The sequence below is a fragment of the Enterobacter huaxiensis genome, from assembly GCF_003594935.2.
GTDB lineage: Bacteria > Pseudomonadota > Gammaproteobacteria > Enterobacterales > Enterobacteriaceae > Enterobacter > Enterobacter huaxiensis.
This window is the reverse complement of sequence record NZ_CP043343.1, coordinates 51161-76135: the sequence shown is the minus strand read 5'-3', so window position 1 is coordinate 76135 and position 24975 is coordinate 51161. Positions and strand designations below refer to the sequence as shown.

Genomic DNA, 24975 nt, shown 5'->3' with positions numbered 1-24975 from the left:
CCACAAAGCGGACCTTTAAAAACAGCCCAGACAAACTTTGTGAAGGCTCAATGCTAATGTCTATTTGTGGCTCATTAGGGAATGTCCTGGCTATAGGTCTAGCCAACGACTCACTTTTCCTGATGAGGAGTTTTCTATGGCTATACATGACGCTGGGATGTTCACCCCGAAAGAAATCAACCGCCTCAAAATCCTTCAGGATGTCATAGAACGTAACCTGCGTCCTGGTCAGGCTGCTGAGATGCTCGGCATTACGCCACGTCATTGCAGTCGTTTGCTGAAGCGTTATCGCCAGTCCGGACCGCTTAGTATGAACAACCAGAGTCGCGGTCGCACTGGCAACCGCCTGTTGCCCACATCACTAACTGACCTAGCACTGAGTATCATACGAAAACGCTACCGCGATTTTGGCCCCACGCTGGCCCGGGAAAAGCTGGAGGAAGTTCACGGTCTGGTCCTTGGCAAGAAAACCATCAGGCGCCTGATGTTAAAAGCCGGACTCTGGATCCCTCGAAGACAACGCGCACCGAAAATTCATCAGCCCCGTTACCGGCGGCCCTGTACTGGCGAGCTGATACAGATTGACGGCTGTGACCATCACTGGTTTGAAAATCGGGGTCGGCCCTGTACGGCACTGGTCTATGTCGACGATGCCACCAGTCGTCTGATGTACCTGCTGTTTGTGAAATCTGAGTCCACCTTTACCTATTTTGAAGCGACCCGTGGCTATATCGAGAAATACGGTAAGCCCATGATCCTTTATAGCGATAAAGCCAGCGTCTTCCGGGTCAATAATAAACATGCCATCACCGGTCCCGGTAAAACGTAGTTTGCCCGAGCCATGCGCTGCCTCAATATCACACCGCTGTGCGCGGAAACCAGCCAGGCCAAAGGGCGAGTGGAACGTGTTCATCTGACACTTCAGAATCGGCTGGTTAAGGAGCTCAGGCTTAAAGGGATCAGTACGATAGAAGCTGCGAATGCATTTGCGGAAGAATACATGGCGGATTATAACCGACGCTTTGCCAAAGCACCTTTGCATTATTTTAACGCGCACCGGCCACTGGCATTAGACGATGACCTGGATGCGGAATTTACCTGGCGAGAGCCCCGTCGTGTATCAAAAAGCCTGACAGTACAATACGATAAACGGCTCTATTTCAGCGAATACAGTCGAAGAGCCATCGGCAAGTATATTGATGTCTGGCACTATCCTGACGGACATAAGGAGCTGCGACTAAATGGCGTGCTGCAGCCCTACTCCACCTATGACCGATTGTCTGAGGTAGATCCCGTCGCAATTGTGGATAACAAGAGACTTGGCCATGTGTTGGATATTGCCCGTCAGGTCCAGAAAAAACGGGACAATAATCGTTCACAACCGTTATCTGGTTCTGGTGATGAGCCTTCCCGCAGACGTCTTCATTGATGATGCTACTGGGCGCCTGATGCACCTCCGATTCGACGAGACTGAATCAGCCTTTGATTACATGATGGTCACCCGCGAGTATCTCGAGCAACACGGCAAACCGCTGGCGTTCTACAGTGACAAGCATGGTATTTTCAGGGCCAATAATGGCGGTCCACTACAACCGGCGTCACTCAGTTTTGTCGCGTACTTTTGGAACTGGGGATCGAGCTGATTTGTGCCAACAGCCCACAGGCGAAAGGTCGCGTAGAATGAGCGAATCAAACACTTCAGGACCGGCATATAAAGGAGATGCGCCTCGAAGGGATCAGTAGCATTGAAACAGCCAACGCCTGTGCAGCTTCTGTTCGTCAGTTCTGAGCCAACTTTACCTATTTTGAAGCCATCTTGGGCTATCTGGAGCATTACAGTGAGCCTTTGGTGTTCTACAGAGACAAGGCCAGCGTCTTCAGGATTAACAACAAGCAGGCCACCGACGGAGATGGACAAACTCTGTCCGGCCGATCCATGAACGAGCTGAACATTACCGGTATCTGTGCCAACACCTGTTCAGTTGGAGGCCGTCTTAAACGGTCACACCTCATGTTACATGATCGCCCGTTCTAATTTAAGATAATGAAGAAAAGCGTGGTTTTCAGGTGAAATACATCGATGTCTGAAAGTATCCGGACGGCACTAATGAGCTGCAGGCTAACGGTACTTCCCTGCCCTTTGTCACGTACGACCGGCTGGGTGAACTGGACTAGGGAGCAATCGTTGATAACAAGTGCCTGGAACGGGCTCTGGAGATGATAAAGCTGATTCAGGAGAAACGGGACAACACCCGCTCGCAGGCCCTGCCATCACTGGACGGCCAGACCTCAAGCAGAAAGAAATCACAACGAAGTCTTAATCAGGACGACATGCTGGAAGTCCTGCAGAACTCCAGACAAGAAGCGAAGAAATCTTTGGCAAAAGCTGGAACATAATCCACATGTGGACATTTTAAATTAGCCGCAAAGTGGACATTTAAAAACAGCCCAGCCATACATAGTAGAGACTCAATAGTAATGGACTGCGAATGTTTTTCTGGGCTGTTATGTTTTGATCCCAAGATGCTGCTGGTACTTCACTGGACGCATTGCACCTAATGATTGCTTGATACATTAAGCGTTATGCCAGAGTATGTACCTGTCTAGGAAAAAGATAAATTTTTTAGCGTGATACTCTACCAGCTTCTGCCATAGAACATTGCGTTTTTGACACGCCCGAAGAAGCCTTCACACGCAGCATTATCCGACGAGGATCCTTTACGCGACAGGGATCTTACAATTCCTGATATGCTGATACAATCGAGCCAGCCAGCCCGGTCATTGATAATCAGTAAAACGGTCAGCCACTTTTCATTTGGTCTGCAGGAACTAAAATATTAGGCTTCAGGTGACGGGCCGATTTCTTCATAGTAAGAGTTGTATAGCCGTCGCCAAGTGCGCTTAACAACGAACTGGTCTCTGCCATCAGTCTGTGGACTACCCGCTCAAAGAGAACCATGTTGTTCTGCTAAGCAGTACTTGGCTTAATAAGTTTTTTAATGAAAGAGCGTTCTTCCATTTTTTCAGGACCGGGACGCTGAAACCTATAGTTTGTGCGACTAACTCGCGGTTCCACATCGGTTACTGAGTTCACGAACGGGCCTGATGCCTCTCTTCTTAGCTAATACGCTGCAAGCAGGTACCGATACTCATACAGAAATATGTTTAAGATTAATAGGGCAAGCTCAAACCACAAATATCCGATCGGATAACGACAGAAATTTCAACTAAGAAATTTTAATTGAGTGTGAGCATGTAGACATTAAAAAATTACCATGGAACTTTGATTAATTTATGAGAGAATAACGCAACTCATTTTATTTTTCTAGTCATAAACATATTAGGACCAGAATGAATATCAATATTGTTCACTAGATGATGGAAATCTTTTTCAGTAACTAATCCAAATTTCTTTTTTATTCTATCCAATTGAGCATAAATCGTTCTATCAGACTTCTTAAGATACAACGAGGTAGATTTTACACGGAATCCTGATTTGTAAAAGGAAAGAATCATTATTTCTTCAAATGTCAAACGTATTCTATTGCAATTATGACATGATACATTATTTTTTTTGATTGTAATATTTTTTTTTATAGCATCTTCTAACAACTGTATACTCATATCCCTGTAAATCACAGAAACCCTTTTAGAACAATTCGTCATACTAAAGCAATTATTCTTTTCATCTTTTGGTGAGACAAAAAAAACTATTTTATCTGGAGGCAGATTAGCAATTAAAGGATAACAAAGATACTCCTCTCCAGGTTTAACAGTAAGAAAATAACAGTCAAAACTGTAGTCATCAAAGGGGGTTAGCTTATGTATCTGTTCAACATTAACTTTATCAGAAATCAATTTTTTTAGAATTGCAGTTATACCTATGCAAAAATAAGAATTTTCAGATTCAATTAGAACGTTAAACATATAAACCTTATCAATTTAAATTGAAGTTCCGAATGATGCCATACCAATATATAGCTAATTATAAACAGCAACAAATTCAGTAACTGAGTTAGCAGTACCAGGTGTTACTTTTGCTTGTGTTGCCATATACTTTGCGATAAATGTCAAAACATTGACATCGGTATCAGCATTTAGCTCTCTTACTTTAGAGGCTGAAAATAAAGGAATTTGAGAAACACTATCATATTCATACAATGCTATGCCAATACCTGAAGCTGAACTATCATCGTCTAGCGATATTAAAGTAGGATTATTTTGATCGGAAACTCCATTAAACGTGAATGAAACTGATTTGACGGTTTGCGGACAATCCTTCAAGCTTATTGTAAAGCGAGTCGGTGATGCCACTTGCCCTGCCGCACTAAATGCGGATGTGCTAATTGTACCTAAGTCAACAACCTGTGATACATCGTTACTCTCGATTATACAAGCATTTTCAGTTATATAACCTTCGAATATAATCGAGCCTGCACTTGCTATCGTTAAACCAGGTAAAGACCCAAGTACAGCAGAGAATAAATAAAAAGATTTCATATCAACACTCTTAATATATTAATATTATCAAAAACACATTCGGTATAGCTCTAGTTATAAGTGAAAGATACATTAATTAAACCATTTGCAGTACCTTCACTTACAGTATTACTAGTTTGTATATACCTTGCCTTCCATGCCAAATTCATTTTTTGATTAGAGATGCTATTTTCTATTAAAAAAGGGCTATTAATAGTTAATGGACTACTTGCTTCATCAAGAATTTGAATTCCAATACCTGATGCTGAATTAGCCGATGATGTTAAACTAATCGTACCCGACTGTGTAGTATCAGCTGTCCCTATAATTTCTGCTGTAACAGCTATGTCTGAACTTGGACAATTCAAGACAATATCTAAAGCGGTTGATGTTGTAGTTGAGCCTATAGAAGTAAAATCCGAGGTGCTCCAGTCTCCAAGGTTTATATTATAAGTATCAGAATTTAGGGTACAAACGGCTTTCTTTACATTACCAGTAAAATTCACTGTAGCAGTGTCCGCCAAACAAAAGCTATATGAATGAGCAAAAAGAAAACAGGTTAAAAACCACTTAAATTTATACATATTCACACCAATTCCAATTGCTTTTTAGAGAAAAAAATAACTATCACTTACAATCTCTTATTAAAGTTAAGATGCCTTTAACTTTCTTTTCAGTGATCGCTAATTCCACATTACAACTATCAAGCTTATCAGGCCCCCATTTAACCCTAATATTTCCTTGATAGGGCAAACCACTCATATAAAGCTCACCATTACTTCCAACAATCCCACTTGACGTGTTGTCACCCTCAAGAACTGCATTAGCACCAAAAGGAACGAATTGACCATTGTGCTTAAGTGTCAGGAATGCTCTTAACCCTACTCTCGTATCAAATTTCGCCATGACAAGAGCTCCCTGTGTGGGAATAACAGTTTTTACCTTTGTATCAATTTCAACATCTTCTCCAAGTGTATCACTTTCTAACGCTATACGATTCTTTCGATATGTAGTTACATATGGAATGATAGCATTACCAGCCCAGTCGGTATAAACACCTGCATTGTTTTGTATTTTCACACCAGAGGCTTCAGGAGCTCGAACCAGAGCAAAAGTGTCTCCAATTGGTTGTGCTAGAGTAAAACCATAAGGGTGAAGAATCGCAGCTCCCTGTACACCATAGTTGATCTGTCGTGAGATATTATTGTAATTATATCCAAGATTTACTATGCCTTTACCCCCTTTATATGATACTGACGTCGAGCTACTATTGCTTCCTGCGCCCTCATTTCTGTTAGTCTGTAACGAATAGCTTAAACGATTATCAGATAATGCTGTACCACCTATACCTATTTGATGAGATGGGCTTCGTCCATTTACTGAGTTAGAATTATAAGTTACCCAACTATTTGGCATCCATTTACTTAAAGGAATTTGCATGTTAAATGCTAATAATTTATCCGCCTCTTTTCCATTTGGCATCTGGCTCCATGTGTAATTTAAGCCATAAGTAATACCTGAAAAACTTATATTATAGCCTAAAGAAGCATTCCTTTCATAACCTTTAGTCTGCCAATAGTCTTGCTGATAACCTGATAAAAACATACTACCATAGTCACCAAAAGACTGGCTTATGTTAACTTGTGTTTTGCTTCTCTTGTTCTTTTGTAATCGCCACGAGTCAGAGTTATTGAATTGAAGTTCATTTGCTTCAGAGAAGTCATAAAAACCACTAGTAGAATAACGGTAACCAGCCACCGTGATTGATGTACCAGTCTGAACTAAACTCTTAGCATACTGTAATCTAAAAGACTCACCTTCTTTTTTTGACTCATCTATCATATTTGATTTTGCAAAAGTGACATCAAATGATAAAGAACCTATATCTCCAAAACCGTGACCAACACCGACAGCGAGGGATTTATAGTTATCTGCACCTAAAATCCCTCCATATACTGTAGAGTCATAAGGTAAACCATAGATCATCGTACTTTGAACGAAGTTTGGTTTACGCGCATTATTATTCTGAGAGTCGTATTTTCCTGTTGAAACAGAATATTTTAGACGTCCCTCTCGCTGCATGATAGGTGCAGCGGAGAATGGTTGTATGAAAATTCTTTCACGCCCATCAGCCTCCTTGATTTTAATTTCAAGGTTACCACTTGATGCTGTAGGATAAAGATCATTTATCTCAAATGCACCTGGAGCTACATACGTCTGATATATTACATTATTATTTTGACTTACAGTAACCTGAGCATTACTTTGAGCAATACCCCGCACAACTGGCGCAAAACCCCGTAAACTATCAGGTAACATATTGTCATCAGAGGATATTTGAACCCCCTTGAATGATACACTATCAAACACTTCAGAGGCTGTATTAGTGTCCCCAATTAAGAATTGTGACTTTAAGGTTGTTATATCTCTCTGTAAATACGTGTTAATACTATTCCAATGACTAGAGTCATTATTACTCTTATTCCATGTTGAGTAGTTTCTTAAACGCCATGCACCAAAATTTAAGCCAGTTCTTAAGTTTAGAAAAGAACTACTGCCATCTTCTTGCCCATTTTTATAATTAGTTTTAGAGCCTGTAAAACTATAATTAGTAAAAAATGCAGGGAGCCCCTGATCCCATAAAGAAGGATCAACATAACCACGAGCATCATTTTTCATAGCGGCCTGCGGAATACTAATGTTAAGCCGCTGCTGACCAAAGTCGAGGACACTTTCTGCTGCAGGAATAAAATCCCCCAGTTTCCTTATCTCATAATCCTGGGATAATCCGCTAAGCTTAGGTAGCGCTTCAGTTTTAACACCCATCAGAATTAAGTCTGAGACAAAAAGCACAGGTTGCAGTTTCCCCTCATGCATGGAGAAATTAACGCTTCGCGTATCTACTTTATTATCATTTACATAAATATCAACTCGATACACCCCTGGCATCTGAGATCCACGTGAAGAAAAACTGTCTAAACTTATCTTATTTTGTATTCCATCAATTGCTTCTAATGCATTAAGGTTGAAGTATTCGTTACTATGTGCGCATGGTGTAACAATAATTGAAAAGCTAACAAGTATCTTCTTCCAACCTATATATTTAATACTCAAATCACTTGAGTTACTATTTTTAGCATATAATGAAACATTGGAACACATAATTAAATTCTCATTTATATATACAGCATGCTTCTACGGAGTATCTTCAGAAATTAGCAATTATTTCTTTTGTAATACCTCCAAAGTCGTTAATGGTCTGATATGCAACAGTATTTCCATTATTTGTAGGGATCGGCAACGTAGACCTAGGTGATACCATCCCAACATTTTTTATTTCTTTTCCATTTACTTTTAAGCTATAAAATGAAATATAAAAGGGTGTTGGATTATGAACTACTAAACCATTTCCGCTTTTAGAAAATGTAAGAAGTTTATAAGCTTCAGAAGATTTCTGATTCTTAATGCTCTCAGGTCGATAAAATATTTTTATACGCGTCCTGACAGTTATCTGAAGCTGATTTTTATCATTTTTTTCAGACGACGGAATAGATTTAACATTCAGCCAAAAAACAGATTCTTTGTCTTCCGGTAGTTGGCCATTTGTACTGATGATACGTATTAGATTTTCTTGACCAGCATCTAAGCGAAACAATGGTGGAGTAACTACAAACGGTGCTTTTTTAACCTCAGAAGAATTATCTGATTCAACCCATGACTGGATTAAATATGGAGTTGTTTTCTCAGGATTTTTTATCGATATCGACGCTTCACGTTTGCTGGCATCATAGACAACACGAGTTCCTCCCACAACTACTCCAGCAAAAGCACCGTTAATCTTACCTATGATTAGTATTAAAAAAAAAACATTATACCATTTCATTAATCCACTCCATTCATAAGCCCCCCATATTGAGGGGCTTAAAAAAATCAATTATAAATAATAGTAAAGTCTGTTACTGCATTTGCGCTACCAGCAGTTACTTTAGCTGCTGTAGCCATATACTTAGCAACGAATGACAAAGTATTTGTTGCAAGAGTGCTATCGATAGTTTGGGAGGCTGAACTGGTCAGCATTGGGACCTGAGTAGAACTATTGGCCTCATAAATAGCGATACCAACACCTGTAGCAGTACTATCACTAGAAACAGACAGTAGATCGCTATTAGTAGCATTAATAGTACCATCGAATTTAACTGCAGCTGAGGTAACAGTTTCTGGGCAGTTAGTCAGTTTGATATCAAACTTGGTAGGAGCTGCAGTGCTTCCGACCGCATTGAATGCAGCGGAACTTACATTACCCAGGGTTACAGTCTGGCTTGCAGAGTTTGTATCAACAGTACATGCAGCATCAGTAATGTTACCGGTAAAGTTAATGCTTCCGTCTGCTGCGTTTGCGGTGGACATCAGCACAGGAGCGGAGATTAAAGCAAGTGCAATGAGAGTTTTTTTCATAATTAAGTCCATTAATTTTATAAAATGAAAAATTAAAACAGGAGATGCCCTGCGATAAATTCAAAACTCAAAGGTAGAGATTTGAATTATGTTATGAAGATTTACTTCATGAGACATATTCTCTTACATACGGATAATTTTAGTCAATCCCCAGACAAATAATAGGAAAGTCATTACACTTTTAAAAGAAATGAACCGTAAATGTCTCATCTCAATTAGAATTATTTCCTGTAAAGTAAACGGAAGTTCAATAAAAGAATGAAATTTACGCAAGTCATTGTTATAGAAGGATTTTGGCAGGGATGCTACATTAGCTATCTTACTGAGCAGAATTATTCAATGATAGACAGTTAAGTCCCAGTTATGTAAATAAAGGACAGCATGAAACTATCGAATAGTCATGGCCTACTTCTATAGCATCCATAGTTCTTAGTTAGTAATATTATAAGTATCCCGAATAACTTTCCTCTTCAGATTTTGAGACCCTCCGGCATAATTGATTTCTCAATTAAGGAGATCACTATGCGTAAAGCCCGTTTTACAGATCATCACATCATCGCCGTGATTAAATTGGCTGAACTCGCACGAACAGTTAAAGATGCCTATCAGAATGCAGGTATCTCTGAAGCCACCTGAATCGCCACGGGTTTAACAGGCACCTCGGAGTCATTTAAGATGACTCCGAGGTGCCCATGAGCGGTAAACGCTATCCCGAAGAGTTTAAAATTGAAGCAGTGAAACAGGTTATTGATCGCGGTCATTCTGTTTTCAGCGTTGCAACACGTCTTGATATCACCACCCACAGCCTTTACGCCTGGATAAAGAAGTACGGTCCGGACTCATCCACTAATAAAGAACAGTCAGATGCTAAGGCCGAGATCCGCCGACTCCAGAACGAGTTGAAGCGGGTCACTGACGAACGGGACATATTAAAAAAAGCCGCGGCGTACTTCGCAAAGCTGTCCGACTGAGGTACGCCCATATTCGTGACAACTCCCGTTGCTGGCCTGTTCGTCTGCTCTGCAGGGTGCTGGATGTTCATCACAGTGGCTTTTACGCCTGGTTTAAGCAACCGTATTATCAGCGCCACCAGGTAGATCTGAGACTGACGGGACAGATCAAACAGGTCTGGCTGGAGTCCGGTTGCGTTTATGGTTATCGCTAGATCCATCTGGAATTGCGGGATAGCGGGCAACAGTGCGGAGTGAACAGAGCCTGGCGACTGATGAATCGTGCCGGAATAAAGGCACAGGTCGGGTACCGGAGCCCGCTGGCACGCAAAGGCGAGACCAGTACTGTATCGCCCAACAGTCTCCAGCGACAGTGCAATCCGGATGCTGCGGATAAGCGTTGGGTAACGGACATAACCTACATCAGGACCCACGAAGGCTGGCTGTATCTTGTTGTGGTTGTTGATCTGTTCTCACGCAAAATTATCGGCTGGTCAATGCAATCCCGGATGACAAAGGACATTGTCCTGAACGCACTGCTGATAGCTGTATGGCGGCGTAATCCCCAAAAACAGGTGCTGGTTCACTCGGACCAGGGCAGTCAGTACACAAGCCATGAGTGGCAGTCGTTCCTGAAATCATACGGCCAGGAGGAAAGCATGAGCCGTCGCGGTAACTGTCACGATAATGCGGTTGCAGAAAGCTTTTTCCAGTTGCTGAAACGCTAACGGATAAAGAAAAGCTCTACGGAACGCGGGAAGAAGCCCGCAGCGATATTTTTGATTACATCGAAATGTTTTATAACAGTAAGCGTCGGCATGGTTCGAGCAATCAGATGTCACCGACAGAATATGAAAACCAGTATTATCAACGGCTCGGAAGTGTCTAGATTATCCGTGGCGATTCATCGTACACCTTCGGCAGCAGCTCTCTCCGCTTCCGGTTGGATAAAAAGCCATAGTTGCGCACCATTTTAAAATGCTTCGACGGCACGTGGCTGATATAACGCCCGATCATAACTTTCTGGGTCAGCGTCTGCTGCCGGTACTGCTGCGTACGGTGGTCGTACCAGTGGTGCACCACGGCGCCGCCGCCGTAGTGCCTAAGCTTAGCTGCCGACACCGGCGGGCGCTTCAGGTAGCGGCCGAGGAATTTGACGCTCCCCCAGGCGCCCTGGGTTTTCTTTGCAAAGTGGACCTTCCAGCGGCGCCCATACTGCGCCTACAGATAGCGCTGCCACTGCTTCTTGGCCCTAGCCCGGGCAAGACTTTCTGGGATTTATCAGGTCATAGCTGTGGCGCAGCAGCCGGATGACGGCTCCGCGCCAGATTTCCTCCACGGGCTGCTTCTTAAAAAAGAGATCGCGCCAGACTCCGTGCTTTATATCCAGCCCGCCGAGGATGACGGACAGGTGGCTGGTTGAGCTAGCGGCCGTAGGTGTGCAGGGCGCAGAAGATTACGACCTCCACACCCTGTTTACGGGCCCACCGGAGCATGGCCCGGGTGGCGGCACGGAAGAGTGCGTTGAGCAGTGGCCAGTTGTTGTTAAAAAAGGGCCAAAGAAGGTGGGGCATGGTAAACGTGATATGCTGCCAGTCACAGTCGGGGAGGATGTGGCTCTGCTGCGACACCCGCTGATCGGTGGCTTTGAAACCGCAGGAGCTGCAGGCTTTGGACTTGCAGTTCTGGCAGAAGAAGCGGCTGTGGGTGCAGCCTGCTGATGAACAGCAGTAGCGGCGAACTTTCATACTGGCGTGGCCGCAGGCAAGCATGCGTTCGACGCAGAGACGGGTCCACGAGGTCACGCAATCGCCGAGCTTATTGATAAACAAATTCCAGCCGCAATCGACGGTGAAGAGCAGTTTGGCAGGGCGCGGATATACATGCCACAGAGTATTAAATTGGGGCTCAGGGCATGTAAATCACCGGAATTGCGAAGCGATAACGCTCGCCCTGTAAGGGCGCAATGTTCGTTACCAGCACTGGCTTAATGGCTACATACGGCGATGGTTCTACGGTTACGGAGAAAGTATTTCCAGCTACTACTTTTTGTTTCTTCGTGATCATTGTGCACACTCCTGATAATTTCTCTGGCGATACCGAGGCGGTCGATTGGACGCTACTGTGGCCGCCGGAAGGCGGCAAGCTGTCGGCGGAAGATATCTGGGACCGCTGCGAGTATGTGCTCTCAGTGAAAATGCGGGAACCATAGTTTGCAGGACAGACGAAAGAGCGCCTCTCTTCGCGCCAGTGTGCGGCGTTCGTGTCTGGGGTGGTGAAAGATGCGTTTACCCTGTGGCTGAAACAGAACGTACAGGCCGCAGAAATGCTGGCTGAAATGGCGATCTCCAGTGTTCAGCGTCGCCTGCGTGTCGCCAAGAAAGTGGTGCGTAAAAAGCTGACCAGCTGCCCCACACCCACGCTGCCGGGCAAGTTCCGCGGACTATACCGCTCAAGATCTTAATCACACCGATCTGTTCCTCGTGGAAGGGGACTCGGCCGGCGTGCTGGAGCTGCTGCGCAAGAAGGGCAAGCCGAACGTGCAGCACTTCAAGGGGCTGGGCGAGATGAACCCAATGCAGCTGCGCGAAACGATGCTGGATCTGCATCTTGCGTCAACATCGTGGGCAGCTTTGGCTACCCACGACTAAGCCCTACAGGGCTTACTTGTTAAGGGCTGCCAGCTCGGCGCGAGCCTGGCTCAGCTCTTGCTGAATCTCACGCAGATCCGCCTGTTTTTCTGCCAGTTTTTTCTGGTACTTGGCGATCTTCTTAGCATCACCCTTTGCTTTAGCTTCTGCCAGATCGGCCTGAACTTCAGCAACGTCGCCACGTTTTTCAGCCAGTTTTTTCTCCAGCTTGCTCACGTCTTTCTGAGCATCAGCCAGCACGCTTGCGTTGGTACAGTGTGCCTTGACCTCTGCCAGAGCTTTTTTCAGGCCGTCCACTTTGTAAGTATTGCCATACTGCTGGGCAATCTTAATCTCTTTTTCCAGCGCGGCGCTTTTGGCTGCACAGGTTTCAGCGGCGTGTGCAGAAGCTGAAGCAAACATCCCTATGGCGGCAACGACGGTTAATACGGACACTAATTTCTTCATAGCCTTTCTCCTTTGTTGATGTATTGCCTGAGCTGATGCTCGGGCAATCTCCTGTGCACAAAAGAGTACTGCAGCGCGGGTAGCCAAAACGATGCAGACGCGTCCTCATCGAATGTAGGACGCGGATTAAGGATGTTGCCCCGTATCATGCCAACGCTGTAGCGCGGCGCGAAGCTGCTCAAGTTCAGCTTCCAGCCGGTGAATGCCTTCGCTGTCCGGATTCTCTTCCTGCTCTTCGCAGCGCGCTACCAGCGTTGGCACGCCCAATAACGCGATACCACCGCGCAGCCTGTGCAGCGTCTCGCGCAGAGCGGTCTCCGGCGCGTTGTGCCATGCGCGTAACTGGGCGAGAGATTCATCAATGACGGAAATCTGGAGCGAAAGAAAGAGGGGCAGGTTTTCCCCCTCCAGCAGCTCTGGCGGCAGGTCGTACTCCGGCTGCGGTACATCGGGAACCGGAGCGGTGCTTTTGAGGGGCGCCAGGAGGTCGGTGAGCATACTGAGGGTTACCGGCTTGAACAGACAATCGCGCATTCCAGCCTCCCTGGCCTTTTCACGCACGCTCTCCCGCGCGTCTGCGGTCGCGCCAAAGATGGCCACTTCGGGATAGCGTCCCAGGATGATATGCGCCAGCTCAAATCCGCTCGTGCCGGGCATATTACAGTCGGTGATGACCGCATCAGGGCGAGCGTCCTTCAGCTTTTCCAGCGCCGACGTTGAGCCGTCGGCGCTGATGACGCGGTGACCGAGCCAGCTCAGCTGCTGGCTTAATACCAGCCTGCCCACGGGGTTATCGTCGACAATCATCACGCTCAGGGAAGCGCGGGAATGCTGTGAGGCGGGCCGTATATCAGAGACATCCTGCCGCCCTTCCATGACCGGCAGCGCAAGGGACACCGTGACCTTGGTTCCGCGGCCGGGCTCGCTGTCAATCGCTAAGCTGCCGCCCATCATTGTTGTCAGTGTGTGGCAGATATAGAGACCCAGACCGCTCCCCTGTGCGACGTTGGGTGTGTTGCCCTGAGCAAAGGGTTGGAACAACCGCTCCCGGGTGGCTTCATCAATACCTTCGCCGGTATCTTCAACGTCTATACGCAGCAGCAGATAGCCATCCTCGCGTGCGTCGAGCTGCACGCGGAGCGTTACCTGGCCGCTTTGGGTAAATTTGATCGCGTTCCCAACGAGGTTGACCAAAATTTGCCTGAAGCGGCTGCGATCGACCAGCACGTTCCCCTGCAGATCGGCATCACGTTCCAGTACAAATGCCAGCCCTTTTTGAGCCGCCATACCGTCGAACAGCATCGCGGGCTCCTCAATCAGTTTGCGCAGAGATGCGCGCTCGGGGCGCAGCACCAGGCGGCCTGACTCAATGCGCGACACGTCAAGAATATTGCCAATCAATAGCAGGAGCGCCTGGGCTGCGTCCCAGGCCACCCGCACCGACTGACGGTTTTGCTGCGTATCGCCAGGACGCTTCATGACCAGTTCCAGCATCCCGAGGATCGCACCGATCGGCGTGCGGATCTCATGGCTCATGGTGGCCAGAAAAGCGCTCTTTTCCCGGCTGACGCGCTGAGCAAGACGCCTGGACTGACGCTGGGCGGTGACGATCCCCAGCATTTTCTGCCGGTAGCGCAGGTGGCGACGATAGCCGTAGCCGGCCACGACGAGAAGGAGAAATGCGGTAGCCATGCCGACCGTTAACGCCGTGCTCAGAGCTATCTGTCTTGGCCCGGTCGAGTCGAAGCTACTGCCGGCGCTCCCGCCGCGGGTGAGGGCGTGAAGATCCTCCGGCGGAATATTGATAAGCGCTTTATTCAAAATGGTGATTAACGGCCAGGACTGACGCGATGCCCCGAACGAGAATCGCATCGGATCGATGTCAATACTCCCCAGAATACGTAGCGCGGCATACTCTTTCGTTGCCAGCAGCGCGTTGGCAACAATCAGCGGCATCGCCATCATCTCGCCATTGCCGTGAAGGATGCGGTTTAAGCCGCGTCGCCAGGTGTCGATTTTTTCCAGCTGGCCGCCGTTTTGCTTGCGCAGCCACTCTTCCGGCGACTGTCCGTCCAGACTGAGCACGCCGGGGTTCACCGCCTCGGGAGCATGATGCGCCTGCCCGACCATCACCCAGGAGTTATAGAGCCAGGTGCGGGTGGTCAGTAAATCAGAACGCCAGATATCCCCCTGCGTTACGCCTGCAACCAAATCCGCTTTACCCGCATTAACCGACTCCAGCGCCGCCCGCTGCGTGGAATAACGCTGGATGACAAAGTTAAACCCGGTGCGCAGCTGTAATGCGGTCAGAACATCGGCAATGATGCCGCGCATCTGGCCGCTTTCATCAAAAAAGGCGACCGGCGGGTTATCTTCCGCCACCGCCACCCGTATACGTTTGTGTTCGTTAATCCATTTACTTTCCAGCGAGGTAAAGGCCGGCTGCCGTTCGCTTAGTGAAAGCGGGATGCCGCCATTCCAGCGGCGGTGGATCTCTATGCTTGCGCCTTCCGGCAGCGCGGCCAGCACGTTATTGAGCACGTTGATCCAAATTTGCATCTTTGGCATCGCCGCAAAGGAATACCCGGAAACGGCAAAGGGCGAGTTAAGGGGCCGGATGCGTAAGTTGCTGATGTTCGACTGATTCACCAGATAGCGGGCGGTGACGCCATCGCAAAAGAAAAGATCAATTTTTCGAAATGCGAGTGCTTCAAGCGCGTGGCGCGGGGAATAGAACGGTATGATTTCCGCATTCGGATAGCGCTTCAGAACGCGCTGAGGATCGTAGCCCGGTGCGATAGCAATCTTTCTGACCGCATCATCCTGCGTGGCTTCGTTATTCACCACTTCCACAGCAGCGTTGGGGCTGTAGGGGTGGCTCAGTATCAGCCCCTGATTTTGCTGGTTATCGCTGGCCTGAGCGATGAAATCCGCTTTTCCTGAGCGTAACGCGTCCAGTGCATCGCTGTATTGTTGATAGCGAATAACCTCTATTTCGACGCCAAGATTATCCGCTGCCAGGCCGATGAAATCGGCGTTAATGCCGCCGTAATCATTAAGCCCGGTGGTAATGTCATAGGGCGGCGACATTGGCAGCCAGACGGCCAGGCGAATCTTGCGGTGTTCACGCACCCAGCGCCATTCGCTGGCGCTGAGCCCCGGATCGGCAATGACTTCCATACTGCGTGAAAGAAGCTTAAGAGGCTCCTGCGTCGTCGCACCTGTTACCGCATAAGCAACGAATAAGAGCAGCAGCCCGCTAAGAATTCTCATTGTCACCCTCCCTGAAAACCAGTGAGATAAGCTGATTGAGATCGTCGCAGCCGCATTTTTGCAGCATCCGGGATTTATAGGTGCTAATGGTCTTATTGCTGAGCATTAAGAGATCGGCGATCTCTTTGTTGCTCTTGTCCTGCTTCAGGTAATTGAGAACGGCAATTTCACGATCCGAAAAACGTCCTGACAGCGCGTCGGACGCATCGCTTTTTTCGTTAACCAGGGTGGCTTTGAACAGCGTTCCTTCGGGAAAACATTGATAGCCCGCCATAATGAGCCTGCACAATGGCTCAACGTTTTCCAGCGGCATATTCTTATTGATAAACCCCTGCGCCCCGGCGTGCAACGTTCTCAGTGCATATATACCCGCGGACTGGCTGGTAAAGACCAGTATTTTAAGCTCCGGGAAGTGTGTCTTAATACGCGGCAACAGGTCGAGACCATCGGCGTGTTTAAGCTCAAGATCCAGAATTAATAATTCCGGGCGCTGTTGATGCAGCTGGGAAAGCAGATTCTCACCCGTAGAGGTACTGACAATCGTGTCCCCGTGCTTTTCAAGAAGCACCTTCAATGCAAAGCAAATTGCTGGATGATCGTCTACAAGCAAAATCGAAATCATACTACCCCTTGTCCTTTTGGTGGCCTCGCTTACTCCATCGACCTGATGGGCGATATATTAATCAACAGCGGATAAGAACGATATAGTAAAAGGCTGGATTAAAAATTTAGGATTGAGGTAATTTTTACTATTTCTGAGAGTTATTATTTCGAATAAATAATAAATTAGATGTCCTGCTCCGTGAGCTGACGGGAATATTAAGATATTGCCTAATGAAATTGCAGGCCCGGTAAGGCGTAGCCGCCACTCAGCATAAAGCCGCTCAAAGGTTCTCATGGTTCTACCTGTACTGCAACGGCGTATCTCCAATCTTTGAGCGCTTATGGCAGAACGGTTTGCTTGCCTGTGAACATCTGGACGGCATTGACTGTGTCATGGTTGTCAATGGATGTGTGCCAGTTTGGTTGCCTGGATCATCTCATGCATTACATCTGCATTTATTGCCGCCTGAACCTCTGGCTGACGAAAGAAGGCGAGGATTTCATTCCGGGCTTCAGCCGTGGAATCCTCTTTGGTATAAATCACACGGTTTTTAAACACCTGGTAGTGAGTGAGGTCCAGGGAGGCAATCAATTCGCCATCATCAAATTTCAGATACACGCCCTGAGAGTTGCCATAGCCCCGCCACTGGCTTAACAGGTCGGATTCGAGACAAAACGAAAGGTTATAGACGTGAGCAGCCCGGTGCATTCTGAAATGCGTCAGTGCCTGTTCGATGAACTAGGGTTTTAGGGTTAAAGTCGTCCCTCAGGTACTGCAGGGCATTCTCAAGGCAGTTCATGCCGTGAGTCAGTTCATTGCTGTCATTGAGAAAGGAAAAGTGCGTCGCCCACAGTGAGCCTGATTCGATGATGCCCTTCAGGCCGTTCAGGTCAGTGTAATGATAAATCTTTATCTGGCCGCCTCCTGACGGTCCAGGCCCTGTTCGCACTCTGTTTTCTGCACGTCAGAGAGAAACGGGAACATCTTAAAAGCGGCTTCCCTTGCTTCTTCTATCGACCGTTCCCAGGCCAGCCATTCAGGATCTGCTTTCAATATTGCGTCGGCGCGGTTCCGTAACCATGCGTAAATTCCCTGGAGGCGATCGAGGTTTATCCGGCGGGTCTCTATTTCTCCTTCATACTTCGGGATTTTTCTCAGCAGCGTGCCAAGTACACCGCCGGTTTCGAGTGACTCAGCCGGTATGTAGTCCGCATATTCATCAAACTGATCGAGCGTCAGGTCGATGTATTCACCGTCAAGTATGACGATGACATGGCCATGAATAGTGGAATTTTCTGCCTTACGGAAAGTCTCATTACCGCACATAAACAGAATGCCTGGCTCCCCTCTTTCTCCGCAGTCTTTAAGGTATTGTGCCAGGCAATTACTGGCCAGATCGCAGCTGCCGGCCGGGAAGTTTTTCAGTTCACACCAGCGTGAACCGTTCCTGTATTCGTCCGGCAGCTCCCGGACAGCCTTTTCCAGAGCCTGGCGAAGCGCTCGGATGCGAAACGTAGTTTCCTGTCTCATTTCTTCACCTTCCCGTCATGGCGGGCGAGAGCCAGCAGTTCGGCCTGAAGCTGACGGCCGTCCTCCCGGGCTTCCTTCAGCTCCGCTTTCGTGTCCTGCAGCTGCGCCGCCAGGTGTTCGCCGGTGGCGGTCAGGCGCGCCACCTGCTCGCGCAGCGGCAGCGCCTCCGCGCGCAGCTCGCGCACCTCCTGCAGCAGGCGGTCACGTTCGGCCACCACCTCGCGCAGCACCGCCAGTTCGCTCTCCAGGGCGGCCACGTTCGCCTGCGCCTCATCCCGCTCCTGGTCGGCCCGGGCAATGTCGTCGTCGGCCTGCTCGCGCGCCTCTAGGGCTCCGGCTTCAGCCTGTTTCACCGCGGCCTGCCACAGCAGCCCCAGCTGGCCGGTCAGCAGCTGCGCTAGCTCCGGCGGCAGGGGCGCGGTCTGCTCAGCGGCCTGCTCGCGCCGGCGGGCGCGGAACGCGCGCATCACCGGAGAGATGTGGGACAGGGAGCCGCCGCCGAGGTGCTGACGGACCTGCTCGTTGGTCGGGTTCGGGGTGCCGGCGGCGATCAGGGCAGCAGCGGCGTCTTCAATGCGGCGGACGGTGTCCGGGGAGAGGGTGGTCATGATCTGGCTCCGGTTTCTCAGGAAATGGTGCCATCGTACGCTAGGTGTAAAAAATATACAATACACACAATACACACAATACACAAAATACATATAGTACAGAACTTACATACACTCCTTCTCATTTCACGGTCAGATCCGAAAACTCCCGGTTCCGGATCTGCCTGACCCACCCCGGCGCGCTGCGGCGCAGAAACACAATATGTGCAACTTCATAATCTGCATTTACTTCTATATGTTGTGTTCCTCACCTATTCAGTGACCCGGCGCACGGCGCCAGATATTGCCGATTTGCTTATTCCATGTGCGTGGTACACTTCCGGAAAGTTGTGATATACCTGAAAGTCGGATCTACCGGAAACGGTCATCCGGTAATTTAATTGAGTGGTTATATGGCGACTTATAATCGCTCTTGTGATGTTCATGTCAGGAAATACAAGAAAAGAAATACTGAGGTAGGTTACGAATAACAGGTTGCATAGATTATTGCTCCGTTAGTTATAATTACCATTTGTTACTATTAACATAGTTGTTAGTTGAACTTGAAAGGATGACCTATACGGAGATTGTTACGGAACTACGAAAGCACTATCCAGTTTTATGGTTTTGGCCAGGTACACAAAATTTTGTTCATGATACAGGTGAGTTAGCAAACTGGAGCTATGCCTCCATTCTTTCACCGGGTGGGCGCTATCTTGCTCATCGAGTTGGTAATGCAAACCAGTGGGAACTTGCTGATAACTATTTGCAACCGGATCTATCAATCCTTAATCCATCCTCCGCTGATTGCGATGAACTAACAGATGAACGTGAAGAAAAAGCCAAAATGGGTATTATTTTCGAGCTTCAGTTGCTGGATGGCTGATTGATATACAAATGTTGGCGAGATTTCCCGTTTGTAGAGCGCCAAAAAGCTCATACGCTGGCAGGAATGATAATTATGAAAGTACTCTTCAAGCATGGAATACAGATCTCTGCTGGATCACTGCCGTTACGTCCCCCGTGGCCAGTGCTGCCACCTTTGAAGAAATGCAGCGTCTGGATACGGCCTATCCGCTAGGCAGTGTAGTGGTCTGCAGATCTGATTTACCGGGTGACGGAAGCGTTCAGCCCCCCACGACCATGATGGTTCGCGGAACAGTCATCAGCCAGATAAAAGGACTCACCACGTATGACATCTCCGCTACTTGGGCCCCGAAGGCAGCAGCGGAATGACGCTGACCTACAGAATGAGTCAGCGTAGCGACAGGACCGGTCAGTATTCGCGTATTGATCCGACCAGTATGAGCGTCTCAATGCCGACGGCCGGGCCCAAAGGGGAAAAAACAGTGCTGGAGGGATTCCGGAGCCGGTTAGTGACCGGAGAGAGCTTTACCCCCTACAGCCAGACTGAGATCACGGATTTTCCGAACTATATCACCCGTAATCCTGGTGAGCCTCCGGTTTACTGTCATCAGGAAAATACTTCTCACGGATAACTATATGAACCAGAACCTTCCTGCACATTATCCTCAGCCCGTTACCACGCAGCTGCCGGTAGCCATCGACTACCCTGCCGCCCTGGCCCTGCGCCAGATGGCTCTCGTTCAGGACGAACTACCGAAATACCTGCTGGCACCGGAAGTGAGCGCCCTGCTCCATCATGTTCACGATCTTCACCGCAAGATGCTGCTGGCTACCCTCTGGAACACGGGCGCACGTATCAATGAAGCCCTGGCCCTGACCCGGAGTGATTTTTCCCTGGCATCGCCCTACCCGTTCGTACAACTGGCCACCCTCAAGCAGCGAACGGAGAGGGCGGCCAGAACGGCCGGACGTGTGCCTGCCAGCAGTCAGGCTCATCGGCTGGTTCCACTTTCCGATCACCAGTATGTCAGCCAGCTGGAGATGATGGTGGCAACCCTGAAAATTCCGCTCGAACGTCGCAATAAGCGAACCGGCAGAACGGAGAAGGCACGTATCTGGGAAATCACAGATCGGACGGTAAGGACCTGGCTGAACGAAGCCGTGGAAGCGGCCGCTGCTGACGGAGTGAGATTCTCGGTGCCAGTAACACCGCACACCTTCCGCCACTCCTACGCAATGCATATGCTGTATGCAGGTATTCCGCTGAAGGTGCTGCAGAGCCTGATGGGGCACAAGTCTGTCAGCTCGACTGAGGTGTATACCAGAGTGTTTGCGCTTGATGTCGCGGCTAGGCATCGCGTGCAGTTCCAGATGCCAGGTATCGAAGCAGTGGCGATGTTGAAAAGACAGGGATAATCTTTAAAAGGCTTACGCGCCAGTTCTGTCCAGAAACCAGTTCTGAACAGAACTGGTGTTAGAAATGAAAAGCGGGCGTGAACGGCATTTGTCTCTTACCGAGCAGCCTCGATGTCGTATTTGGCGACCCTGTCCGACAGACAAAACCGCTGACAGGAGAACGTAGCGGGGGTGATGAAGCTGTTTAACCGCGCTCGATGGAAGTCTTTACGCGTGTGTTTACTCTGGAAGTGGCCGCTACGCTTGCCGTTCCGTTTACCGGAGATGGGTGTGATGCGGCAGAGATCCTGCGTTCTCTTCCGTCAGGCTGAGCATATCCACTGTAGGCAGATATGTGGAAAGAGCTTTACTAACCTCTGAAGACAGCAGACAGAGCAAAATAACCACTGTGGTGAGAAAAAGATCTGTTTTCGAAGGCTAAACGCAGCATTTACTCACCACAGTGGTTAGTTTATTAGGTTCATCACACTACAGAGGTTAGCGCAATTCACCGCGACGGATACGCTCCAGCAGCGCATGCTCTTCTTTGCTCAGCATGACCATTTTCCCTTCTGGCACCTCAGCCGGAATGATCTCATCCTCAACATCAGCCAGAGCAAGGGGAATGTCCCGAGGACGCAGTTTGGGACGGCGCTCGTGAATACAGAAGTAGACCACTCGCCCACGTTTCAGCTCTGAATAATCTAGATATCCAATATCACGCAGCTGCTCCATGGCTTTACGGACGGTTGCATTCTGGGTGATGGTCCTCGAGGTGAGGTTCAGACGGGCCCTGAGACGTGCAAGCGAGATTGGCACCGGATTGGGCGGCAGACTTTCAATAAAGGTATACAGAGCTTGGGCAGACTCCTTACGCGAGAGTTCATTGATCGCCCGCAGTTGCAAAAGTACTTTGCGGTCAAACTGATACAGTTCGAAGATTTTCGGGTCGGCCTGTAACGTCACCTGATCCGTTTTAAAACTGTATTTAGCCGACTGGACCAGATGCGTTACATAGTAATCCCCTTCTTTATTGGAAAAAGAGATCGTATTTGTGGCGATGCGGGTCAGTGAAGCATCTAGGCGTTTGCGCAGTTTTGCAGAAGAACGGGCCGAGGGTATACCACAGAGTTTCACGAATTCAACGAAAGGCAGGGTTACGCTGTCACCAATGGTTTTATGCCGGGCGAACGCATGGATTATCCCGACCCATGTTTTGAAGTCGCTGTCCATGTCCAGACGTGCACCGGTAATCTGAATGTTTTCATAACCTTCAGCCCTGACAAGCGACAACTGTCTCAGCTCGCTAGTCGCGTCCATTGATGACATCTGGCCCTTACGGCCACGCGCAGTGGATTTAAGCGTCGGCACGAACAGACCCAGCCGCATCAGGGCTACCGGCTGGACCGTATTGTTTGAATTAGGTGTCAGTGTGACAACGTTACCGGTCTCCTTATCCTGTTCGCTGAAGGATGCTGTGATCAGATTGTTATCCCTTTCCATATCGGTCTACCCGTCGTCTGATTAGCTGTTTACAGTGGATGGTACACTGACTGTAGCTGTCAGCCTACCGCTTTGCTGATCTATCATCTCTCCACAGTGGTTATTATCCTCTATAAAGAGAAAGACATATCCTATCAGCCATCTGAGGCCCCAAAAACGGAGGTAAGGCCTCTGATTATCCACAATAGTCAGCAAGACCACTCTTCACAGTGGTTACGTTCTTCTGGTTTCAGTGGATATTCTTCAACATACAGTGGTTTCACCTCAGCCCACAGCGGCTAGTATTCTCACTCCAGTGGATGAATTACTATCTATAGTGGTGTAAAATTAATGTAATCAATTGATTTAAAACAATAAAACAGGCAAGGGATCTTATTGATCTTTCAGGGATCGATAGTGGATCTCAATTATGATCTGGTTGATTGGATCGAAGGTGTGTATAAGTGGATAAAATCACATCGGTGCATACGTGCTCAGTTAACTTTCGTTCTTTTGCGCTTCCTCGCCAGTTCGCTCGCGTTGCTCGGTCACATGGCTGTGGCGAGCACTATAGATTTTTGGCAACTATATGAAAGCTCGCAGGCAACATACCGAGGAATACTGCCGCCTGGTGCCTCAAGAAATATTTTCCGAAAATGGGATTCCAGCTTAGTATCAACACGAAACTGACAAGTAGGCAGAATAACTTCTGACGTTCCTGCCCCGATGAATTGCCTGAGAATAACGATCTGTCCCGGTTGACGTATGCGCTGGAAACAACGAAGGATATCCACTGGAACTACCATCTGTTGGACACTCGGGAATGATCTACCCGAAATCTGGTGGCACTTGATTCAGGTATGAAAGTATTTATCTCTTACATTCAACCCGCGATATGGCTTTTGACAACCGAGATTGACGGGGAATATAGCGACAGTGAGGAAGCTGATTTATTGCTGTGGCTGACAGTAGAGCCTGCAAGGGATGCCTCCCTGCCTCACCAATTTTACGCTGATGCCCAGACAGGGAGTGTCAGGAAAGGATGATTAGTGGCGTATTTGAGCCAAATCGTCTTCAGTCAGACCGGTCATTTTCATGACGGTATTACGATCAATGCCGTTCTGCAGCATGGTACGGGCAACTTCCAACTTACCTTCATTGCGGCCTTTTTCAATACCACGTTGTTCACCCAGCTGGATGCCCTTCTCAATACCCTTCTGTTCAAGCTGTTGTGCGATGGTCATGAGTGCGTCTCCGTGTTGCGGCACACGCTGTGCCAGTTCGCGTACAAAGGCTTCGGCGTCGGACGTTTCGCCTGCCTGCACTATATAGTGTACCAGCGATATGACCTGCGATGAAGACAGATATCCGGCCAGTAAAATGGGCGCCAGCCGATCAACCAGTTCTGCCAGGTCCCGCTGATGAATATGTTTCTGCAATAAGGTCAGGGCAGCCATGCTGCGATGGCCAGCGATTTCATCATCCGGAATGGCCGTAACGTCTACCAGAGGAAAAGCGTCGCTGTAAAGTTTGCCTGCCAGCGCCGGATCGTCAAACTCATCCAGCCACCGGGTGGAATACGGATACGGGCTGCGCTTACCCGTATAGAACAGCACAGGTATCACAAGCGGCAGCTTTTTATGTCCAGCATCCAGGTGGCGCTGCATGGCGGCCACAGCATAGCGTATCAGGCGGAAAGCCATATGTTTGTCAGGCGTTGACTGGTGCTCGACCAGGACATGAATGTATCCGTCGCCGGCTGTAGTTTTCAGGCTGTAGAGGACGTCGCTGAAATACTGGCGGAGGTCATCCTCGACGAACGAGCCTGATTCCAGCTTCAGTGTGCTGAGGTCGCAGATAGCCCGAAGCTCTGCTGGCAGGTGGATTTCCATGAAATCTCGGGCAATATCCGGTTGTGTCAGGAACTGCCTGAACGTGGCATCGTGAGGAGTGGGTGTGCTGTTTTTCTTTTTCATCTGCCCTGGCTCTGAAAAATGACCCTGAGATGTTATCACAGCCCGGGAAAAGCTAATATTGGCGGTGAACGGAATTGCCGTTCCTTCAGGGAACGTTCTGGGGTGGTTCGGCCCCCTTCCTAAACCTCCTTTAATCATCAATAGTTACTGACTTAACAACCTTCTTCCCTTTTTTCAGATATTCTAAAGACTCTTCTCTCCGCCTATCTGCGGCAGCTGAATATAATGTCGCGATATCGCTGACAACCTGATGGAGGGATAAACTCAAATGTGACCTAG

Annotated in this window: 18 protein-coding genes and 10 pseudogenes; 10 read left to right on the top strand and 18 right to left on the bottom strand. The window is 48.3% G+C overall.

Going from position 1 to position 24975, the window contains the following annotated elements:
• Nucleotides 1-136: 136 nt before the first annotated feature.
• The 3 pseudogenes from D5067_RS23765 to D5067_RS24190 all read left to right on the top strand — a co-directional run.
• Nucleotides 137-1420: pseudogene (locus tag D5067_RS23765) on the top strand (ISNCY family transposase); the annotation flags it as partial.
• Nucleotides 1419-1762 (top strand): annotated as a pseudogene (locus tag D5067_RS23760) (ISNCY family transposase); the annotation flags it as partial. The pseudogenes D5067_RS23765 and D5067_RS23760, both read left to right, overlap by 2 nt.
• A 269-nt stretch (nt 1763-2031) precedes the next feature.
• A pseudogene (locus tag D5067_RS24190) lies at nt 2032-2417 on the top strand (ISNCY family transposase); the annotation flags it as partial.
• A gap of 88 nt (nt 2418-2505) precedes the next feature.
• Here the strand turns inward: D5067_RS24190 and D5067_RS23750 are convergent.
• The 7 genes and pseudogenes from D5067_RS23750 to D5067_RS23720 all read right to left on the bottom strand — a co-directional run.
• Nucleotides 2506-2965 (bottom strand): annotated as a pseudogene (locus tag D5067_RS23750) (transposase family protein); the annotation flags it as partial.
• 347 nt (nt 2966-3312) lie between these two features.
• Complete coding sequence (locus D5067_RS23745) at nt 3313-3927, bottom strand: hypothetical protein (RefSeq protein WP_133302829.1); 615 nt, start codon at nt 3925-3927, stop codon at nt 3313-3315.
• A gap of 54 nt (nt 3928-3981) precedes the next feature.
• Nucleotides 3982-4500 (bottom strand): fimbrial protein, encoded by a 519-nt coding sequence (locus D5067_RS23740; RefSeq protein ID WP_119937966.1) that lies wholly within the window; start codon nt 4498-4500, stop codon nt 3982-3984.
• A gap of 50 nt (nt 4501-4550) precedes the next feature.
• On the bottom strand, nt 4551-5063 hold the full coding sequence (locus D5067_RS23735) for a fimbrial protein (RefSeq protein ID WP_119937965.1): 513 nt from the start codon (nt 5061-5063) through the stop codon (nt 4551-4553).
• Nucleotides 5064-5106: 43 nt separating this feature from the next.
• Nucleotides 5107-7641, bottom strand: coding sequence for a fimbria/pilus outer membrane usher protein (locus tag D5067_RS23730; protein WP_119937964.1), 2535 nt, complete (start codon nt 7639-7641; stop codon nt 5107-5109).
• Between the two features lie 46 nt (nt 7642-7687).
• Complete coding sequence (locus tag D5067_RS23725) at nt 7688-8362, bottom strand: fimbrial biogenesis chaperone (RefSeq protein WP_119937963.1); 675 nt, start codon at nt 8360-8362, stop codon at nt 7688-7690.
• A 47-nt stretch (nt 8363-8409) separates the two neighbouring features.
• Nucleotides 8410-8934, bottom strand: coding sequence for a fimbrial protein (locus tag D5067_RS23720; protein ID WP_119937962.1), 525 nt, complete (start codon nt 8932-8934; stop codon nt 8410-8412).
• A 692-nt stretch (nt 8935-9626) separates the two neighbouring features.
• Here D5067_RS23720 and D5067_RS23715 point away from each other — a divergent pair.
• Nucleotides 9627-10773, top strand: a pseudogene (locus D5067_RS23715) (IS3 family transposase).
• 17 nt (nt 10774-10790) lie between these two features.
• Here the strand turns inward: D5067_RS23715 and D5067_RS24230 are convergent.
• Nucleotides 10791-11776, bottom strand: a pseudogene (locus D5067_RS24230) (IS91 family transposase); the annotation flags it as partial.
• A gap of 16 nt (nt 11777-11792) precedes the next feature.
• Nucleotides 11793-11951 (bottom strand): hypothetical protein, encoded by a 159-nt coding sequence (locus D5067_RS23700; RefSeq protein ID WP_168192647.1) that lies wholly within the window; start codon nt 11949-11951, stop codon nt 11793-11795.
• A 16-nt stretch (nt 11952-11967) separates the two neighbouring features.
• Here D5067_RS23700 and D5067_RS23695 point away from each other — a divergent pair.
• Nucleotides 11968-12487: pseudogene (locus D5067_RS23695) on the top strand (hypothetical protein); the annotation flags it as partial.
• Nucleotides 12488-12547: 60 nt separating this feature from the next.
• On the opposite strand, the gene D5067_RS23690 reads toward D5067_RS23695, so the two are convergent.
• The 3 genes from D5067_RS23690 to D5067_RS23680 form a co-directional block, all read right to left on the bottom strand.
• Nucleotides 12548-12982, bottom strand: a complete 435-nt coding sequence (locus tag D5067_RS23690; RefSeq protein ID WP_119937960.1) for a DUF1090 domain-containing protein — start codon at nt 12980-12982, stop codon at nt 12548-12550.
• Nucleotides 12983-13108: 126 nt separating this feature from the next.
• Nucleotides 13109-16255, bottom strand: a complete 3147-nt coding sequence (locus tag D5067_RS23685; RefSeq protein ID WP_243544839.1) for an ATP-binding protein — start codon at nt 16253-16255, stop codon at nt 13109-13111.
• Entirely contained in the window at nt 16242-16877 is a 636-nt protein-coding gene (locus tag D5067_RS23680; protein ID WP_119938562.1) for a response regulator transcription factor, read from the bottom strand. Before D5067_RS23680 ends, D5067_RS23685 begins: the two co-directional genes overlap by 14 nt.
• Before the next feature lie 308 nt (nt 16878-17185).
• Between D5067_RS23680 and D5067_RS24185 the strand changes: the two are divergent.
• Nucleotides 17186-17273 (top strand): annotated as a pseudogene (locus tag D5067_RS24185) (IS5/IS1182 family transposase); the annotation flags it as partial.
• Here D5067_RS24185 and D5067_RS23675 read toward each other — a convergent pair.
• From D5067_RS23675 to D5067_RS23660, 4 genes and pseudogenes are all read right to left on the bottom strand, one after another.
• The gene (locus tag D5067_RS23675; protein ID WP_235843326.1) at nt 17259-17567 is read right to left on the bottom strand and encodes a DUF2971 domain-containing protein; all 309 of its coding nucleotides are present in this window, start codon (nt 17565-17567) and stop codon (nt 17259-17261) included. The pseudogene D5067_RS24185 and the gene D5067_RS23675 sit on opposite strands and share 15 nt — an antisense overlap.
• A gap of 15 nt (nt 17568-17582) precedes the next feature.
• Nucleotides 17583-17772: pseudogene (locus D5067_RS23670) on the bottom strand (hypothetical protein); the annotation flags it as partial.
• Nucleotides 17769-18389 carry a hypothetical protein gene (locus D5067_RS23665; protein ID WP_162844794.1) on the bottom strand — a complete coding sequence of 207 codons (621 nt, stop codon included), beginning with the start codon at nt 18387-18389 and terminating at the stop codon, nt 17769-17771. The gene D5067_RS23665 and the pseudogene D5067_RS23670, both read right to left, overlap by 4 nt.
• On the bottom strand, nt 18386-18997 hold the full coding sequence (locus D5067_RS23660) for a DNA-binding protein (protein WP_374208620.1): 612 nt from the start codon (nt 18995-18997) through the stop codon (nt 18386-18388). The genes D5067_RS23665 and D5067_RS23660 overlap by 4 nt, the downstream gene beginning before the upstream one ends.
• Nucleotides 18998-19547: 550 nt before the next feature.
• Between D5067_RS23660 and D5067_RS23655 the strand changes: the two genes are divergently transcribed.
• From D5067_RS23655 to D5067_RS23640, 4 genes and pseudogenes are all read left to right on the top strand, one after another.
• Nucleotides 19548-19862 (top strand): hypothetical protein, encoded by a 315-nt coding sequence (locus D5067_RS23655; RefSeq protein ID WP_133302839.1) that lies wholly within the window; start codon nt 19548-19550, stop codon nt 19860-19862.
• A 346-nt stretch (nt 19863-20208) separates the two neighbouring features.
• Nucleotides 20209-20475 (top strand): hypothetical protein, encoded by a 267-nt coding sequence (locus D5067_RS23650; protein ID WP_133302838.1) that lies wholly within the window; start codon nt 20209-20211, stop codon nt 20473-20475.
• A 4-nt stretch (nt 20476-20479) separates the two neighbouring features.
• Nucleotides 20480-21259, top strand: coding sequence for a site-specific integrase (locus D5067_RS23645; RefSeq protein ID WP_119938054.1), 780 nt, complete (start codon nt 20480-20482; stop codon nt 21257-21259).
• Between the two features lie 188 nt (nt 21260-21447).
• A pseudogene (locus D5067_RS23640) lies at nt 21448-21570 on the top strand (tyrosine-type recombinase/integrase); the annotation flags it as partial.
• Nucleotides 21571-21736: 166 nt separating this feature from the next.
• Here D5067_RS23640 and D5067_RS23635 read toward each other — a convergent pair.
• Together D5067_RS23635 and D5067_RS23630 are read right to left on the bottom strand one after the other, a co-directional pair.
• The gene (locus D5067_RS23635; protein ID WP_119938053.1) at nt 21737-22741 is read right to left on the bottom strand and encodes a RepB family plasmid replication initiator protein; all 1005 of its coding nucleotides are present in this window, start codon (nt 22739-22741) and stop codon (nt 21737-21739) included.
• 1025 nt (nt 22742-23766) lie between these two features.
• A complete protein-coding gene (locus tag D5067_RS23630; RefSeq protein ID WP_119938051.1) occupies nt 23767-24696 on the bottom strand; it encodes an Rpn family recombination-promoting nuclease/putative transposase in 930 nt (309 codons plus the stop codon).
• Between the last annotated feature and the right edge of the window lie 279 nt (nt 24697-24975).